The 15,616-nt window shown below is 68.2% G+C and carries 15 protein-coding genes; all 15 read left to right on the top strand.

Annotated features, from left to right (window positions below; translation table 11 throughout):
* Window positions 1–80: 80 nt before the first annotated feature.
* Window positions 81–1,073, top strand: a complete 993-nt coding sequence (locus ACTHQV_RS07795; protein ID WP_440489366.1) for a cysteine synthase A — start codon at window positions 81–83, stop codon at window positions 1,071–1,073.
* Between the two features lie 11 nt (window positions 1,074–1,084).
* Window positions 1,085–1,363 carry a hypothetical protein gene (locus ACTHQV_RS07790; RefSeq protein WP_440489364.1) on the top strand — a complete coding sequence of 93 codons (279 nt, stop codon included), beginning with the start codon at window positions 1,085–1,087 and terminating at the stop codon, window positions 1,361–1,363.
* Window positions 1,364–1,719: 356 nt separating this feature from the next.
* Window positions 1,720–2,190, top strand: coding sequence for a division/cell wall cluster transcriptional repressor MraZ (locus ACTHQV_RS07785; RefSeq protein ID WP_440489362.1), 471 nt, complete (start codon window positions 1,720–1,722; stop codon window positions 2,188–2,190).
* Entirely contained in the window at window positions 2,187–3,137 is a 951-nt protein-coding gene (gene rsmH / locus ACTHQV_RS07780; protein WP_440489361.1) for a 16S rRNA (cytosine(1402)-N(4))-methyltransferase RsmH, read from the top strand. Before ACTHQV_RS07785 ends, rsmH begins: the two co-directional genes overlap by 4 nt.
* Window positions 3,137–3,718 (top strand): hypothetical protein, encoded by a 582-nt coding sequence (locus ACTHQV_RS07775; protein ID WP_440489416.1) that lies wholly within the window; start codon window positions 3,137–3,139, stop codon window positions 3,716–3,718. The genes rsmH and ACTHQV_RS07775 overlap by 1 nt, the downstream gene beginning before the upstream one ends.
* Entirely contained in the window at window positions 3,715–5,430 is a 1,716-nt protein-coding gene (locus ACTHQV_RS07770; RefSeq protein WP_440489359.1) for a peptidoglycan D,D-transpeptidase FtsI family protein, read from the top strand. Before ACTHQV_RS07775 ends, ACTHQV_RS07770 begins: the two co-directional genes overlap by 4 nt.
* Window positions 5,427–6,842 (top strand): UDP-N-acetylmuramoyl-L-alanyl-D-glutamate--2,6-diaminopimelate ligase, encoded by a 1,416-nt coding sequence (locus ACTHQV_RS07765; RefSeq protein WP_440489357.1) that lies wholly within the window; start codon window positions 5,427–5,429, stop codon window positions 6,840–6,842. Before ACTHQV_RS07770 ends, ACTHQV_RS07765 begins: the two co-directional genes overlap by 4 nt.
* Window positions 6,826–8,220, top strand: a complete 1,395-nt coding sequence (locus tag ACTHQV_RS07760; protein WP_440489355.1) for a UDP-N-acetylmuramoyl-tripeptide--D-alanyl-D-alanine ligase — start codon at window positions 6,826–6,828, stop codon at window positions 8,218–8,220. The genes ACTHQV_RS07765 and ACTHQV_RS07760 overlap by 17 nt, the downstream gene beginning before the upstream one ends.
* Window positions 8,220–9,290: a phospho-N-acetylmuramoyl-pentapeptide-transferase gene (mraY, locus tag ACTHQV_RS07755; RefSeq protein ID WP_440489353.1), complete on the top strand. Its 1,071-nt coding sequence runs from the start codon at window positions 8,220–8,222 to the stop codon at window positions 9,288–9,290. Before ACTHQV_RS07760 ends, mraY begins: the two co-directional genes overlap by 1 nt.
* On the top strand, window positions 9,287–10,642 hold the full coding sequence (gene murD, locus ACTHQV_RS07750) for a UDP-N-acetylmuramoyl-L-alanine--D-glutamate ligase (RefSeq protein WP_440489352.1): 1,356 nt from the start codon (window positions 9,287–9,289) through the stop codon (window positions 10,640–10,642). The genes mraY and murD overlap by 4 nt, the downstream gene beginning before the upstream one ends.
* 5 nt (window positions 10,643–10,647) lie before the next feature.
* Entirely contained in the window at window positions 10,648–11,871 is a 1,224-nt protein-coding gene (locus ACTHQV_RS07745; protein ID WP_440489415.1) for an FtsW/RodA/SpoVE family cell cycle protein, read from the top strand.
* The gene (gene murG, locus ACTHQV_RS07740; protein WP_440489350.1) at window positions 11,868–13,013 is read left to right on the top strand and encodes an undecaprenyldiphospho-muramoylpentapeptide beta-N-acetylglucosaminyltransferase; all 1,146 of its coding nucleotides are present in this window, start codon (window positions 11,868–11,870) and stop codon (window positions 13,011–13,013) included. The genes ACTHQV_RS07745 and murG overlap by 4 nt, the downstream gene beginning before the upstream one ends.
* The gene (gene murC / locus ACTHQV_RS07735) at window positions 13,010–14,416 is read left to right on the top strand and encodes a UDP-N-acetylmuramate--L-alanine ligase (protein WP_440489348.1); all 1,407 of its coding nucleotides are present in this window, start codon (window positions 13,010–13,012) and stop codon (window positions 14,414–14,416) included. Before murG ends, murC begins: the two co-directional genes overlap by 4 nt.
* Window positions 14,413–14,607, top strand: a complete 195-nt coding sequence (locus ACTHQV_RS07730; RefSeq protein WP_440489346.1) for a hypothetical protein — start codon at window positions 14,413–14,415, stop codon at window positions 14,605–14,607. The genes murC and ACTHQV_RS07730 overlap by 4 nt, the downstream gene beginning before the upstream one ends.
* Complete coding sequence (gene murB / locus ACTHQV_RS07725; protein ID WP_440489344.1) at window positions 14,604–15,485, top strand: UDP-N-acetylmuramate dehydrogenase; 882 nt, start codon at window positions 14,604–14,606, stop codon at window positions 15,483–15,485. The genes ACTHQV_RS07730 and murB overlap by 4 nt, the downstream gene beginning before the upstream one ends.
* The last annotated feature ends 131 nt before the right edge of the window (window positions 15,486–15,616 follow it).

Here is a 15,616-nt window from a genome sequence, read left to right as displayed (position 1 = left end):
AAGCCCCCGTTGCCCGCCGCCAATCCATTCTACCGCGCCGCACGCTTGCCCCGGCGGGTGTCCCGCGCCATCTGGAACCCATGCACATCGCCTCCGATACGCTCGCCCTGATCGGCAACACCCCGCTCGTCCGCCTGAAAGGGCCGAGCGAGGCGGCGGGGGCGGAGATTTTCGCCAAGTGCGAATTCGCCAATCCCGGCGCCAGCGTGAAGGATCGCGCCGCGCTGTCGATCGTCGAGGATGCTGAGGCGCGCGGATTGATCCGGCCCGGCGGCACGATCGTCGAGGGGACGGCGGGCAATACCGGCATCGGCCTCGCCCTCGTCGCCAATGCCAAGGGCTATCGCACGATCATCGTCATGCCCGAGACGCAAAGCCGCGAGAAAATGGACACGCTGCGCGCGCTCGGCGCAGAGCTGGTGCTGGTCCCCGCCGCGCCCTATTCGAACCCCGGCCATTTCGTGCATACGAGCCGCCGGATCGCCGAGGAAACGCCCAACGCGATCTGGGCGAACCAGTTCGACAATATCGCCAATCGCCGCGCGCACATCACCGGCACGGCGTCCGAGATCTGGGACCAGATGGATGGCCGGATCGACGGCTTTACCTGTGCCGCCGGGACCGGTGGCACGTTGGCCGGCGTCGGCCTCGGCCTGAAAGAAAAGGACGAATCGGTCACCATCGCGCTGACCGATCCGCACGGCGCGGCGCTGTACGACTATTATGCCTGCGGCGAGCTGCGGTCGGAAGGATCGTCGGTCGCCGAGGGGATCGGGCAGGGGCGGATCACCGCCAATCTCGACGGGGCGCCGATCGACACGCAGTTCCGCGTGTCGGACGCGGAAGGCATGGTCTGGGTCCGTCGCCTGCTGGCCGAGGAGGGGCTGTGCCTTGGCCTATCGTCGGGGATCAACGTCGCCGGTGCGGTGCTGCTCGCGCGGCAATTGGGGCCGGGCAGCCGGGTCGTGACGATCCTGTGCGACACCGGCTTTCGCTATCTGTCGACGCTCTACAACCCCGAATGGCTGGCCGCGAAGGGCTTGGCGGTCGACAGCGCGGAGACTTCGGCGTAACACGCCTGCGAATGTTGCCACGGTCCGATCAATCGCAACTGCTGCAACGCCTGCGCGTCGGCGCGACCGGTCTGGTGCTGGTCGTGTTCCTGATCGTGCTGGCGAGCGCCCTGTTCCGCTCGGCGATCGACGAGCCGCCGATCAGCGAGGATGTCACTGCCGTCGACGAATCGGCCAATGTCGCGCTCGCCAATCTAAGCGCCGGCAACCCCGACGAGCCGCTTGCCGAACTGGGCATCGCGCCCGGCACCGCGCCCGGCAACAACGCGACCACGCCCGAAGCCCCCTGATCGCGCCTGCGCGGCGCTGATCCCCGAAAACCGGCCCCGGATTCGACGCGCCGGGCGGCGTTTCGTCGCCGATCCCATGCCTGCCCAATCGCGTCGTGCCCCGGTGGGGCGTGATCCCATCGTCACGTGCGTAATTGATGTACATCAATGGGTGAACAAACAACGTACAGCCTAGAAACCGCCCGTCTGGTGGGGTAAAATCCCACCGCTACCCAACTTCTCCCATTGTAGCCCATGTGTACTTTTGGTACCTCTTCGGGGGTCACAGGGGGCAGGTCCTGGGATCGTCGAACCTTCTCGCGCGGCGCGTATTTGCCGGGCGCGACGCTTCTCCTGCGTGACCAAACAGGGGCGATGTGTCGGACAGGGAACTCTACCTGAGCTACGGGCTACAGGCGGTCGACGCGAAGGGTCGCGTCGCAGTGCCTGCCAAGCTGCGCTCGGTGCTGGAGAAGAATGCCGACGCCCGCGAACTGCTTATCAAACGCCACGGCAAGCATGTCTGTCTGAGCGCGTTCGACACCGCCTGGCCGAAGATCCTGTACTCGCGCCGGCCGCAGGGCAGCGACGAGGATGTCGACACCGACTATAACGTTGCGGGCAAGGCGTTCGGCAATCTCGAATCGGCGCCGTTCGACAGCGCCGGGCGCTTCGTGCTGCCGACCTTCTATCGCCGCCGGGCGAAGATCGACAAATGGGCGTTCTTCCACGGGCGCGGCGACACCTTCAACATCTGGGACCCGTTCACCCTGATCGCCGATACCGAGATCGACACCGACACGCGTGAGCTGTGCGAATTCCTGATGGAAGAGAAGGGGCTGCAATGACCGCTGCTCCGCATATCCCGGTCCTGCTGACCGAAGCGGTCGCTGCACTCGCGATCCAGCCGGGCGAGACGCATGTCGACGCGACGTTCGGCGCGGGCGGCTATACGCGTGCCATGCTTGCGGCGGGCGCGCGGGTGATCGCGTTCGACCGCGATCCGACCGCGCATGCCGCCGCCACGCCGCTGCTCGACGAAGCCGGTGACCGGCTGACGCTGATCGAAGCGCCTTTTTCGGCGATGGCGGGCGAATTGGCGGCGCGCGGCATTGACGCGGTCGACGGCGTCGTCATGGATATCGGCGTGTCGTCGATGCAGCTCGATCAGGCCGATCGCGGCTTTTCCTTTCAATCGGATGGCCCGCTCGACATGCGGATGAGCCGGGAAGGAATGATGGCGGCGGAATGGCTCAACACCGCCGACGAGGCAGAGATTTCGGACGTGCTCGACCGCTATGGCGAGGAACCGCGCCATCGCCGCGTCGCGAACTTCATCGTCGGCGCGCGGCCGTTGTCGCGCACTGGCGAACTCGCCGCCGTGGTCCGCCGCGCGCTCGGTCATCGCCCGTACGAGAAGAAGGACCCGGCGACCCGCGCGTTCCAGGCGATTCGCATCCACCTGAACGACGAACTGGGCGAACTGACCGCCGGGCTCGACGCGGCGGAGCGGGTGTTGCGCCCGGGCGGGCGGCTGTCGGTGGTCAGCTTCCACAGCCTCGAGGACCGCATCGTCAAGCGGTTCCTGCGCGAGCGGGGTGGGGCGATGCCCGCCGGTTCGCGCCACCGTCCGCTGGTGGTGCAGGGGCCGGCGCCCAGCTTCGGCGATCTCGCCAAGGCGGTGCGGCCGAGCGACGAAGAAGTGACGATCAATCCGCGCGCGCGTTCGGCGACGTTGCGTGCGGCCATTCGCACGGCGTCCGCGCCGTGGAGTTCGAACGGGAGTGCGATGTGATGGGTGCGTTCGGGTTCGGGACGTTGGGCAAGCTGGTGGCGATCGGCGTGATGGCGCCCGCCTTTTACCTCGTCATTTCGCAGGGGGCGGCGGAGCGCGGCCGGGTCGAGGCGGTCGAGCGATCGATCGTGCAGGCGCGCAAGGATATCCGCGCGCTTGAAACCGAATTTGACACCCGCGCCAATATGGCGCAACTCGAACGCTGGAACGGTGACGTGCTGGCGCTGGCCGCACCGCGCGCCGAACAATATGTCGGCGGCGAGCATCAGCTGGCGTCGCTGCCCGGCCGGACCGAGGGCGGCAATGTCGCGCTCGCCTATGTCGTGCCGAGCGCACCGATGGAACTCGTCCCCCCGACCCCGGAGCCCGCGCTCGCCGCCACCGCACCCGTCGCCGCCCCGACCCCCGCCAAGGCTGAGCCGGCGCGCACCCTCAAGCCGGTCGGGCCGGTCCAGACGGCGAAGGCAGATGTGATCCCGGCCAAGGCGCGGGCGGTGGCGATGCTCGACCGAACCCTGCTAAGCGACGCGACGATGGCCGATCTGGCCCGTTCCGCCCGCAAGGAAGCCGCCCGCCCGTGATCGTAGTCGTCGCCCCTCCGCTCAACCAGCAGCGTGCCGACGGCGCGCGCCATACGCTGGTGAACATCGCCCATTACCGGCTGATGGTGCTGATGCTGCTGTTCGCGGCAGGGGTGGCGGCGATCCTCGTACGATTGATGCTGCTGGGCGTCATGGCCGAACCGCGCTCGGCGATTGCCGCCGAATCGGCGCTGGTCCCGCTGCGCGGCGATCTGGTCGATCGCAACGGCGCGCCGCTGGCCCGCACGATCGATGCTTGGTCGATCGCGGTGCGCCCGGACAAGGTGATCGGCGACAAGCGACAACTGGCCGAACAGCTTGCCGCGCTGATGCCCGATCACGACGCGGGCTATTATTACGCGCAGCTCAATCTCGACCGCAGCTTCGTCTATCTGCGCCGCCGCGCGTTGCCCGAACTGGTGCAGCAGGTGAATGCGCTGGGCGAACCGGGCATCGCGCTCGGCCGCGAACCCGAACGCCTCTATCCGCAAAGCGCGATGGCGGCGCATGCGCTCGGTTATCTCGACATGGACGGGCGCGGCGTGCGCGGCATGGAGAAATTCCTGAACGCGCGGCTGGTCGACCCGGCCGAGCGCGGGCGTCCGGTCGCGCTCAGCCTCGACACCAGGGTACAGGCGGCACTGGAAAGCGAACTCGCCAATGCGATGGCGGTGTTCCAGGCGCGGGGTGCCGGTGGCATCGTCCTCGACAGCGATACCGGCGAAGTCATCGCCATGACCTCGCTGCCGACCTTCAATCCCAACCATGTCACAGCCAATACCGGGCAGATGAACACCGTGACGCAGGGCGTGTACGAACTGGGATCGGCGTTCAAGCCGCTGACCATGGCCGCCGCGCTCGACGATGGTGTCGTGCCGTCGCTGTCGAAGCGCTACGACGCGACCGAGCCGCTGCGCGTCGCCGGTTTCCGCATCCGCGACGATCACGCCCAGAAGCGCTGGATGAACGTGCCCGAAATCCTCGTCCATTCTTCGAACATCGGCACCGCGCGCATCGCCGACGAAATGGGGCAGGCGCGCATGGAAAAGCTGTTCCGCTCGCTGCATTTCGACGCCGCACCCGATCTGGAGGTCGAAAAGTCGCGCCCGATCTGGCCGCATTTCTGGGGCCGGACGACGACGATGACCACCGCCTTCGGCCATGGCATCGCCGTCACCCCGCTGCACCTCGCGAGCGCCTATGCCGCGCTGGTCAATGGCGGCATTTGGCGGCCGGCGACGCTGATGAAGCTGAAGCCGGGACAGGCCCCCGCCGGTCGCCGCGTCTTTTCGGAGGCGACCAGCGCCAAGATGCGCGCGCTGTTGCGGCTGATCGTCACCGACGGCACCGGCCGCAAGGCGGAGGCGCCCGGCTTCCGCGTCGGCGGCAAGACCGGTACCGCCGAAACGGTCGGCGCGGGCGGCGGCTATTCAAAGAAGGTCAACGTGTCGACCTTTGCCGCGGTCTTCCCGATGGATCGCCCGCGCTATGTCGTGATCGCGATGCTCGACAGTCCGAAGGGGACGAAGGAAACCTTCGGCTTCACCAGCGCGGCATGGACCGCCGCACCGGTGGTCAGCCGCGTCATTTCGCGTACCGGCCCGCTGTTGGGGGTGATTCCCGACGCCAATGCCGATATCGACGTCGCCGGATTGCGCGGGCTGTTGTGGCGCGCGCCGGGTGACGCGAAGAAGCTGGCGAACGTGGAATGAAATTGGGAACGATTACTGGCGGTGACGAACCGCAGATCGTCACGGGCTTTGCGATCGACCATCGCAAGGTCGCGCCGGGCACCGTGTTCGGCGCGTTCGAAGGGGCGCGGGTCAATGGCGAGGACTTCATTCCCGCCGCCATCGCCGCCGGTGCTGTCGCCATCGTCGCCCGACCCGAAGCAGTCGTCGAGGGCGCGGTACACATTACCGCCCGCGACCCGCGCGAAGCCTTTGCCCGCGCCGCCGCGCAGTTCTTCGCGCCGTTCCCGTCGACCTGCGTCGCGGTTACCGGCACCAACGGCAAGACCAGCACCGTCGAAATGGTGCGGCAATTGTGGCGGATGCAGGGGCATCATGCCGCATCGATCGGCACGCTGGGCGTCACCACCGCCGACGAACGCGTCACGACCGGGCTGACCACGCCCGACATCGTCACCTTCCTGTCGAACGTCGCCGGGCTGGCGCGCGAGGGCGTGACCCATGTCGCGTTCGAGGCGTCGAGCCACGGCCTGTCGCAATATCGCACCGAAGGGCTGCCGGTTCGCGCCGCCGCTTTCACCAATCTCAGCCGCGATCATCTCGACTATCATGGCGACATGGCGACCTATCTGACCGCCAAGCTGCGCCTGTTCGCCGAGGTGTTGGCCGATGACGGAACGGCGGTGGTGTGGGTCGACGATCCGCATGCCGACCGCGTGATCGACCTCGCCCGCGTGCGTGGCAACACGCTCATCACCGTCGGCGAACATGGCGATACGCTCCGCCTGACCGGCCGCGAGCCGAGCCTCCTCGGCCAGACGCTGACGATCGAGGCCGAGGGGCAGGCGCACCAGGTGCAACTGCCGCTGATCGGTGCCTATCAGGCGGCGAACGCGCTCACCGCTGCGGGCCTCGTGCTGGCGACCGGCGGCTCGCTCGCCGCGACACTCGCCGGGCTGGCGCGGTTGCAGCCGGTGCGCGGGCGGCTGGAACGCGCGGTGATCCTGCCGAACGGCGCGCCGGTCTATGTCGACTATGCCCATACCCCTGACGCGCTGGAGGCCGCGATCGCGGCGCTCCGCCCGCATGCCGATGGGCGGCTGATCGTCGTGTTCGGCGCGGGCGGCGACCGCGACACCGGCAAGCGCGCGCCGATGGGCGAGGTCGTCGCGACCCATGCCGATATTGCGATCGTCACCGACGACAATCCCCGTACCGAAGACGCCGCGACGATCCGCGCGCAGGTGCTGGAGGGCGCACCTAACGCTACCGAGATCGGCGACCGTCGCGCCGCGATTCGCGCTGCCTGCGACATGGCGCAGCCGGGCGACATCGTGCTGATCGCGGGCAAGGGGCATGAACAGGGCCAGATCGTCGGCGATATGATCCTTCCTTTCGACGACGTGCAGGTGGCGCGTGACTGTGCGAGCTGACGGTGTCGGTCCGCTCTGGACCTCGGCAGCGATTGCCGCTGCGACCGGCGGTGTCGCTTCGGCCGGTTTCGACGCGAACGGCGTAGCCTTCGACAGCCGCGAGGTCGGCCCCGACGACCTGTTCGTCGCGCTGTCGGGCGAGGCGACCGACGGCCACCGTTTCGTCGCGCAGGCATTCGCGCAAGGGGCGGCAGGCGCGCTGGTGTCGCAGCCGGTCGATGGACCGCACGTGCTGGTCCCCGACACGACCGCCGCACTCGACCAGCTCGCCCATGCCGCCCGCGCGCGCGTGACCGGGCGGATCATCGGCGTCACCGGGTCGGTCGGCAAGACCGGGACCAAGGAAGCGCTGTTCGCCGCGCTCGACCGGGTGACCTTCGGACAGGCGCATCGCTCGGTCAAAAGCTACAACAACCATACCGGGGTGCCGCTGAGCCTTGCCCGCATGCCGGCGACGACGCGGGCGGCGGTGCTCGAAATGGGCATGAACCATGCGGGCGAGTTGTCGCAGCTGACCCGGCTGGTCCGCCCCGATATCGCGATCGTCACCACCATCGCCCCGGCGCATACCGCCTTCTTCACCGGCGAGGATGCGATCGCCCGCGCGAAAGGCGAAATTTTCGAAGGGCTGACCCCCGGCGGCGTCGCCATCGTGCCGTATGACAGCCCACATCGCGACACGCTGATCGCCGCCGCGCAGCCTCATGCCGGCCGCATCGTCACCTTCGGGTTGCGCGACGGGGCCGATGTCCGCGCGATCGAATATGTTCGCCTTGCGAGCGGCGACAGCTTCGTCACCGCGCGCCTCGGCGATCGCGAGGTCAGCTATACGCTGTCCCAACCCGGCGAACATTGGGTCGCCAATTCGCTGGCGGTGATGGCGGCGGTCGATGCGTTCGGCGGTGATCTCGGCGTCGCCGGCCTCGCGCTCGCCGATCTCGACGGGCTTGCCGGACGCGGCGCGCGGCGCAAGATCCGCGTCGGCGACGGCGAGGCGCTGGTCATCGACGAAAGCTACAACGCCAACCCCGCCTCGATGCGCGCCACGTTGAAGGTCCTAGCCGCCGAACGCGCCGAACGGCGCGTCGCGGTGCTGGGCGAAATGCGTGAGCTGGGCGACTCGTCCGATGCCTATCACGCGGCGCTGGCCGTCCCGATCGACGAAGCGGGGGTTTCGCGCGCCATATTGGTGGGCGAGGGCATGCTCCCCCTCGCCAAGGCGCTTGAGGGCCGCGTCGAATCCGTCCATGTGCCCGACGCCGCCGCCGCCGCGCGGGTCCTGTCGGACCTGCTGTCGCCGGGTGACGCGGTGCTCGTAAAGGGATCGAACGGGGTGGGGCTGGCGCGGGTCGTCGCCGACCTGTGGGGCCAGGACTGATGTTGTACGAAATCGCCGAATATTTCGGCTTCCCGGGCGTGCTGAACCTGTTCCGCTATCTGTCGTTCCGCACCGGCGCGGCGACGGCGACGGCGCTGTTCCTCGGCCTCATCATCGGTCCGCGCTTCATCGGCTGGCTGCGCGTGCGCCAGGGCAAGGGGCAGCCGATCCGCCTCGACGGACCGCAGAGTCATCTCGCCAAGCGCGGCACGCCGACCATGGGCGGGCTGATGATCCTGACCTCGCTGGCGGTTGCGGTGCTGTTGTGGATGGACCTCGCCAACCCGTTCGTCTGGGCGTGCCTGTTCGTGACGCTCGGTTTCGCGGCGATCGGCTTCCTCGACGACTATGACAAGGTGCGCAAGGCGAGCACGGCGGGCGTGTCGGGCCGGGTGCGGCTGCTGCTCGAATTCTTCATCGCCGGCGTCGCCAGCTGGATCATCATCCGCCAGACCGGCACGATGCTCTACGTGCCCTTTTTCTCGGGCGTGGCGATCGATCTAGGGCCGTTCTACATCGTCTTCGCCGCCTTCACGATCGTCGCCTTCGGTAATGCGGTGAACCTGACCGACGGGCTCGATGGCCTCGCGACCATGCCGGTCATCATCGCGTCGGTCGCGCTGATGCTGATCGTCTATATGGTCGGCAACGCCAAGTTCGCTGCCTATCTCGGCATCCCGCACGTGCTGGGCGCGGGCGACCTCGCGCTGTTCTGCGGCGCGATCGTCGGCGCCGGGCTGGCGTTCCTGTGGTACAACGCCCCCCCGGCGGCGGTGTTCATGGGCGATACCGGCAGTCTGGCGCTGGGCGGCGCATTGGGCGCGATCGCCGTGTCGTCGCACCATGAAATCGTGCTGGCGATCATCGGCGGACTGTTCGTCGTCGAGGCGCTGTCGGTCATCATCCAGGTGTTCTGGTACAAGCGTACCGGCAAGCGCATCTTTCGCATGGCGCCGATCCACCATCATTTCGAACAGCTCGGCTGGGCCGAGGCGACGGTCGTGATCCGCTTCTGGATCATCGCCTTCGTGCTGGCGCTGGCCGGCCTCTCGACGCTGAAACTGCGGTGATTGTCGCTTCCGCCTGGGCGGGAAAGAAGTTCGCGGTGCTGGGGCTCGCCCGCTCTGGCGCCGCCACCGTCCGCGCGCTGCTGGCCGGCGGGGCGGAGGTCGTGGCGTGGGATAGCGACGAAGCGCGCCGCTCTCCCTCTCTCCGCTTGCGGGGAGAGGGTCGGGGAGAGGGGGTTTCTTCCCTGCCGGCGCCCGGGACTCCCCCTCTCCCAACCCTCTCCCCCATGGGGGACAGGACTTTGGTGTTTGCCGATCCCCTCACCATCGACCTCGCCGGTTTCGATGGCGTCGTCGTGTCGCCCGGCGTTCCGCTCAACCGGCATCCGATCGTCCAGCACGCCGGCGACACGCCGATCATCGGCGACGTCGAACTCTTCGCCCAGGCCCGCGACGACCTGCCGTCGCACAAGGTCGTCGGCATCACCGGCACCAACGGAAAGTCGACCACCACCGCGCTGGTCCACCACATTCTAGAACAGGCGGGCAGCCCCGCGCGGATGGGCGGCAATATCGGCCTGCCGATCCTCGCGCAGGAGCCGCTGCCGGAAGGGGGCGTCTATGTCCTCGAACTGTCGAGCTACCAGATCGACCTTACCTACAGCCTCGATTGCGACGTCGCGGTGCTGCTCAACATCACCCCCGACCATCTCGACCGCTATGCCGGCTTCGAAGCGTACGCCGCATCGAAGGCCCGCCTGTTCGCGATGCAGTCGCCCGGCCACGCCGCGATCGTCGGCACCGGCGACGCGACCTCCGCCGCCATCGCCGACACCCTGCCGCACGCCACTCGCATCGCGGTGCCTGCCGACACGCCCGCCTATGGCCCCGCACTCGCCGGCCCGCACAATGCCCAGAACGCGCTGACCGCCATCGCCGTCTGCGAAGCCCTCGGCCTCGACGCCGACACCATCCGCGCCGGTCTGCAAAGCTACCGTGCCCTGCCACACCGCATGGCGCATGTAGCCGACGTCAACGGCGTCGCCTATGTCGACGACAGCAAGGCGACCAACCCCGATTCGACCGCGCCCGCGCTCAACGCCTTCGGCCGCATCCACTGGATCGTCGGCGGCCTTGCCAAGTCGGACGACCTCGACGCTTGCCGCCCCGGCTTCGGCAATGTCGTGCGCGCCTACACCATCGGCACTGCTGCCGAACGGTTCGCCGACATCCTCGCCCCAGATGTGGCCGTGGAGATCAGCAGCACCCTCGACGCAGCGGTCCGCAACGCCGCCGCCCATGCGCAACCCGGCGACACGGTGCTCCTGTCGCCGGCCTGTGCGTCATTCGACCAGTTCAGCGATTTCGAAGCGCGCGGCCGCGCCTTCGCAGCAGCGGTGGAGGCTTTGCGATGACCGATATGGGACGCGGGCGGGACGTTCGCGCGCTGCGGCAACGGGTCGAAACGCTGCAGGGCCGCAGCGCCCGCTCGCCGATCGGCGCATGGTTTCGTGAAGTCGACCGCGTGCTGCTGCTGATCGCGATGGTCCTGATCGCGATCGGGTTGGTCGCCGTCGCCGCCGCTTCACCGGCTTCCGCCGTGCGTTATTCGGGTGGCGACGTCACCGTGCCGCCGATGATGTATTTCTGGCGACAGGCGGGATGGATCGCCTTCTCCTTCCCGGTGATGATCGCGGTGTCGATGCTGCCGGTCACCTTCGCCCGGCGGCTGTGCCTGCTCGGCACCGCGCTGCTGGTGCTGGCGCTGATGGTCACCCCGTTCGTCGGCGTCGAGGCGAACGGCGCGCGGCGCTGGGTCAGCCTCGGCATCGGGCAGTTCCAGCCGTCCGAATTCCTGAAACCGATGTTCATCGTGACGACGGCATGGCTGTTGTCGCTGCGTGCCAAGGACCCGCAACTGCCGATGCTCCTGGTCACCGGTGCGCTGACCGCGGTCATCGCCGGCTGCCTGATGCTCCAGCCCGATTTCGGCCAGACGGTGATCTTCTGCGGCGTCTGGGCGGCATTGCTGATCGTCGCGGGCATTCCGGTCCGGACCATGGCGCTGCTCGGCGGGGCAGGGGTCGGGCTGATCGCTGCCGCCTACACCTTCTACGGCACGGCACGCGTCCGTATCGACGGCTTTCTGTTTCCCGATCCGGAAAGTGCGGCGACCGACAGCTATCAGGTCGACATGGCCCATGCCGTGCTGACCGCCGGGGGCGCGATCGGAACCGGTCCGGGCGGCGGGCGCGTCAAGTTCAAGCTGCCCGAGGCGCATACCGACTATATCTTCGCCGTGGTGGGGGAGGAATTCGGCCTGATCGCCTGCGGCATCATCGCCCTGATCTTCCTCGCCATCGTCGTGCGCGTGTTCGTGCGCCTGCTGGACGAGGAGGATGCGTTCAAGCTGCTCGCCGCCGCCGGCTTGGCCGTGCAGTTCGGGGCACAGGCGCTCATCAACATGGCGGTCAATGTCGGCATCGCGCCGTCGAAGGGGATGACGCTGCCGTTCATCTCCTATGGCGGGTCGTCGATGATTGCGCTCTCGATCGGCATGGGACTGCTGCTCGCTTTCACCCGCCGGAACCCGTATCTGACCCGCTCACCCTATGGCCAGCAGCGCTGGAGCGGAGCGAAATGAGCAAACATTATGTCCTCGCCGCGGGGGGCACCGGGGGGCATATGGTCCCCGCCGCCGCCCTTGCCGTCGAACTGACCCGGCGCGGCCACCGCGTGGCACTGGTCAGCGACGAACGCGGCGTGCGCTTTCCCGACCTGTTCGACGGTATCCAGACGCACGTCCTGCCCGCCGGGCGGTTGAGCGGCGGCCCGATCGGTTGGTTGAAGGCCGGTCGGCAGATGCTGGCCGGACGATCGATGGCGATCGAGTTATACAAGACGTTCCGGCCCGCCGCCGTGATCGGCTTCGGCGGCTATCCGGCACTCCCCGCGCTGCTCGCCGCTTTCGCGCAGAAGGTGCCGACCATCGTCCACGAACAGAATGCCGTGCTCGGCCGGGTCAACCGGCTGGTCGCGGGCAGCGTCGATGCCATTGCCACCAGCTACGACGCGGTCGACCGGCTGAAGGACAAGCATGTCCCCAAGACGCATCTGGTCGGCAATCCGGTGCGCGACAGCGTCCTTGCCCTGCGCGATCGGCCGTATCCGCATCTCGATGCCGATGGGATTTTCCGCGTACTGGTCACCGGCGGCAGCCAGGGGGCGAGCGTGCTGAGCCAGGTCGTGCCCGACGGTCTCGCGCTGCTCCCCGTCGCGTTCCGCCGCCGGATGCAGGTGACGCAGCAGGCGCGGATCGAGGATATCGACGCGGTGCGCGCCAAATATGCCGAACACGGCATCCCCGCCGAAATCGCGACCTATCTACCCGACCTGCCGGACCGGCTGGCATGGGCGCATGTCGTGATCGCGCGCGCGGGAGCTTCGACCATCGCCGAACTGACCGCCGCCGGTCGTCCCGCGATCCTCGTGCCGCTGCCCGGCGCGACCGACGATCACCAGACCGCGAACTGCCGTGAGATCGTGGCCGCCGGTGGCGCGCGCGCCATCGCCCAGTCGCAATTCACGCCGGCGGAACTCGCCAAGCAGACCCAGAAGCTCGGCCTCGATCCTGCGGCGCTCGCCAATGCGGCGGCGCGCGCGCGGAGCTGCGGCCGGCCTTTCGCGGTGCGCGACATGGCCGATCTGGTCGAAAGCATTGACGCACCAAAGGCGAAAGTGGGCAAGGTCGCCCCTGCCAAACGACAGAAGGAAGCATTTGCGTGAAGGGCGTCGCGACCGATATCGGCACGATCCATTTCGTCGGCATCGGCGGCATCGGCATGTCGGGCATTGCCGAGGTGATGCACAATCTCGGCTATAAGGTGCAGGGATCGGACGTCGCCGAGGGCTATGTCGTCGACGGCCTGCGCGCGCGCGGCATCGACGTGCATATCGGGCACCAGGCGGAAAATGTGGAGGGCGTGGCGGTCGTCGTCACCTCGACCGCGATCAAGCCCGGCAATCCCGAACGCGATCATGCGCTGGCGAAGCGGATTCCGGTGGTGCGTCGCGCGGAGATGCTCGCCGAGCTGATGCGGCTGAAATCGACCGTCGCCGTCGCGGGCACGCATGGCAAGACGACCACGACCTCGCTGATCGCGGCGCTGCTCGATGCTGGCGGCGTCGACCCGACCGTCATCAATGGCGGCATCATCAACTCCTATGGCTCGAACGCCCGGCTGGGTGCCTCCGACTGGATGGTGGTCGAGGCGGACGAGAGCGACGGCAGTTTCCTGCGCCTCGACGGCACGATCGCGGTCGTCACCAACATCGACCCCGAACATCTCGACCATTATGGCAGCTTCGATCGGGCGAAGGACGCCTATGTCGAATTCATCGAAAACGTGCCCTTCTACGGCGCGGCGGTGCTCTGCCTCGACCATCCGGAGGTGCAGGCGCTGATCCCGCGCATCCGCGACCGCCGCATCGTCACCTATGGCTTTGCCGCACAAGCCGATGTGCGCGGTGTCGAGGTGACGGCGGGCCGCGACGGCAACCGCTTCGACTGCGTGGTCCGCGATCGCGACGGCCAGACGCGCACGATCGCCGGCATCCACCTGCCGATGGCCGGCCGGCACAATGTCCAGAACGCGCTGGCGGCGATCGCGGTTGCCGTCGAACTGGGCCTCGACGACGCGACCATTGCGCAGGGCTTCGCCAAGTTCGGCGGCGTCAAGCGCCGCTTCACCCGCGTCGGCGACGTGGCGGGCATGACCGTGATCGACGATTACGGCCACCACCCGGTCGAAATCCGCGCGGTCCTGTCGGCCGCACGCGAAGCGACCGGCGGCCGGGTGATCGCCGTCGTCCAGCCGCACCGCTATTCGCGATTGGGCGCGCTGATGGACGAGTTCGCGCAGGCGTTCAACGATGCCGACGCGGTCCATGTCCTGCCCGTCTATGCCGCCGGCGAAGCCCCGGTCGAGGGCGTCAGCGCCGAGGCGCTGGTCGACGGCATTCGCCTGCGCGGCCATCGTTCGGCGCAGGTCGCCGCCGACAAGGACGCGCTCGCCACCGCTTTGGCGACCGAGGGACAAGAGGGCGACCTGATCGTCTGCCTCGGTGCCGGCGACATCACCAAGATCGCTGCCGGCCTGCCCGCCGCAATTCAGGCGAAGCTCGCATGAGCGACTGGTTCTCCACCGCAATCGAGATGCAGCGCGAAATCCTGCGCGCGCAACAGGCGCAGCTCGATGCGGCGAAGAGGCTGCTCGACACCGCCGAACAGCGCGACCTGACCCAGGTCGGCAAGCAGGTGGCGGATGCGCAGGCCGAGGCGTGGACCGCCTGGGCCCGCTTCTGGGGCGTCGGCAAATGAACTTGCCGCCGGTCCGTGGCCGGCTGACCGCGAATGCCCCACTCGCCCCCCTCGTCTGGTTCAAGGCGGGCGGGGCGGCTGAGTGGCTGTTCGAGCCGGCCGACGTGGACGACCTGTGCGATTTCCTCTGCGCGCTCGACCCCGCCATGCCGGTGATGGGGCTGGGGCTCGGCTCCAACCTGATCGTCCGCGACGGCGGCGTGCCCGGCGTCGTCGTCCGCCTCGGCAAGCCCTTCGCCAAGGTAACGGCGGATGGCTTCACCCTCACCTGCGGCGGCGGGGCGAGCGGTATCCTCGTCTCCTCGACCGCGCGCGACGCGGGCATCGCCGGCGTCGAGTTCCTCCGCTCGATCCCCGGCACGGTCGGCGGCTTCGTGCGGATGAACGGCGGCGCCTATGGCCGCGAGGTCGCCGACGTGCTGGTCGAGGCGCAGGTCGTCACCCGCGACGGCACGCTCAAGACGCTTTCGCCGACCGACCTAAACTACCGCTACCGCCACAGCGACCTGCCCGACGGCGCGATCGTCGTTTCGGCCACCTTCCGCGGTGAAGCGGGTGACCCCCAGGCGATCCAGGCCGAAATGGACCGGATCGCCGCTGCCCGCGAAGCCTCGCAGCCGCTGCGCAGCAAGACTGGCGGTTCGACGTTCAAGAACCCCGACGGCCACAAGGCATGGGCACTGGTCGACGCCGCCGGTTGCCGGGGGCTGCGCAAGGGCGACGCGCAGGTGTCGGAGAAGCACTGCAATTTCCTGCTCAACACCGGCAACGCCACCAGCGCCGATATCGAGGCGCTGGGCGAAGAGGTGCGGGCAAAGGTGCTTGCCGCGTCGGGCGTGACGCTCGAATGGGAAATCCGGCGGGTAGGCGTGGCGTGATCTCCACCTTCCACCCTGTCCCCCATCCGTTCGCTTCGAGCGCAGGTTCGAGCGAAGTCGAGAACCGCAGTCGAGAAGGCGCCGCCCGGGCCACCCCGTTCTCGACGGACGCTTCTCGACTTCGCTCGAAG

Origin of the sequence: Sphingomonas sp. SAFR-052 (assembly GCF_051965015.1) — a bacterium.
GTDB lineage: Bacteria > Pseudomonadota > Alphaproteobacteria > Sphingomonadales > Sphingomonadaceae > Sphingomonas.
The sequence above is the reverse complement of the archived record's forward strand: the minus strand, read 5'-3'. Positions and strand labels throughout refer to the sequence as shown.

Coding starts and splice junctions, on each gene's coding strand:
- ACTHQV_RS07795 (WP_440489366.1), top strand. CDS start 81: ATGCACATCGCCTCCGATACGCTCGCCCTGATCGGCAACACCCCGCTC.
- ACTHQV_RS07790 (WP_440489364.1), top strand. CDS start 1,085: ATGTTGCCACGGTCCGATCAATCGCAACTGCTGCAACGCCTGCGCGTC.
- rsmH (WP_440489361.1), top strand. CDS start 2,187: ATGACCGCTGCTCCGCATATCCCGGTCCTGCTGACCGAAGCGGTCGCT.
- ACTHQV_RS07775 (WP_440489416.1), top strand. CDS start 3,137: ATGGGTGCGTTCGGGTTCGGGACGTTGGGCAAGCTGGTGGCGATCGGC.
- ACTHQV_RS07765 (WP_440489357.1), top strand. CDS start 5,427: ATGAAATTGGGAACGATTACTGGCGGTGACGAACCGCAGATCGTCACG.
- mraY (WP_440489353.1), top strand. CDS start 8,220: ATGTTGTACGAAATCGCCGAATATTTCGGCTTCCCGGGCGTGCTGAAC.
- ACTHQV_RS07745 (WP_440489415.1), top strand. CDS start 10,648: ATGGGACGCGGGCGGGACGTTCGCGCGCTGCGGCAACGGGTCGAAACG.
- murG (WP_440489350.1), top strand. CDS start 11,868: ATGAGCAAACATTATGTCCTCGCCGCGGGGGGCACCGGGGGGCATATG.
- ACTHQV_RS07730 (WP_440489346.1), top strand. CDS start 14,413: ATGAGCGACTGGTTCTCCACCGCAATCGAGATGCAGCGCGAAATCCTG.
- murB (WP_440489344.1), top strand. CDS start 14,604: ATGAACTTGCCGCCGGTCCGTGGCCGGCTGACCGCGAATGCCCCACTC.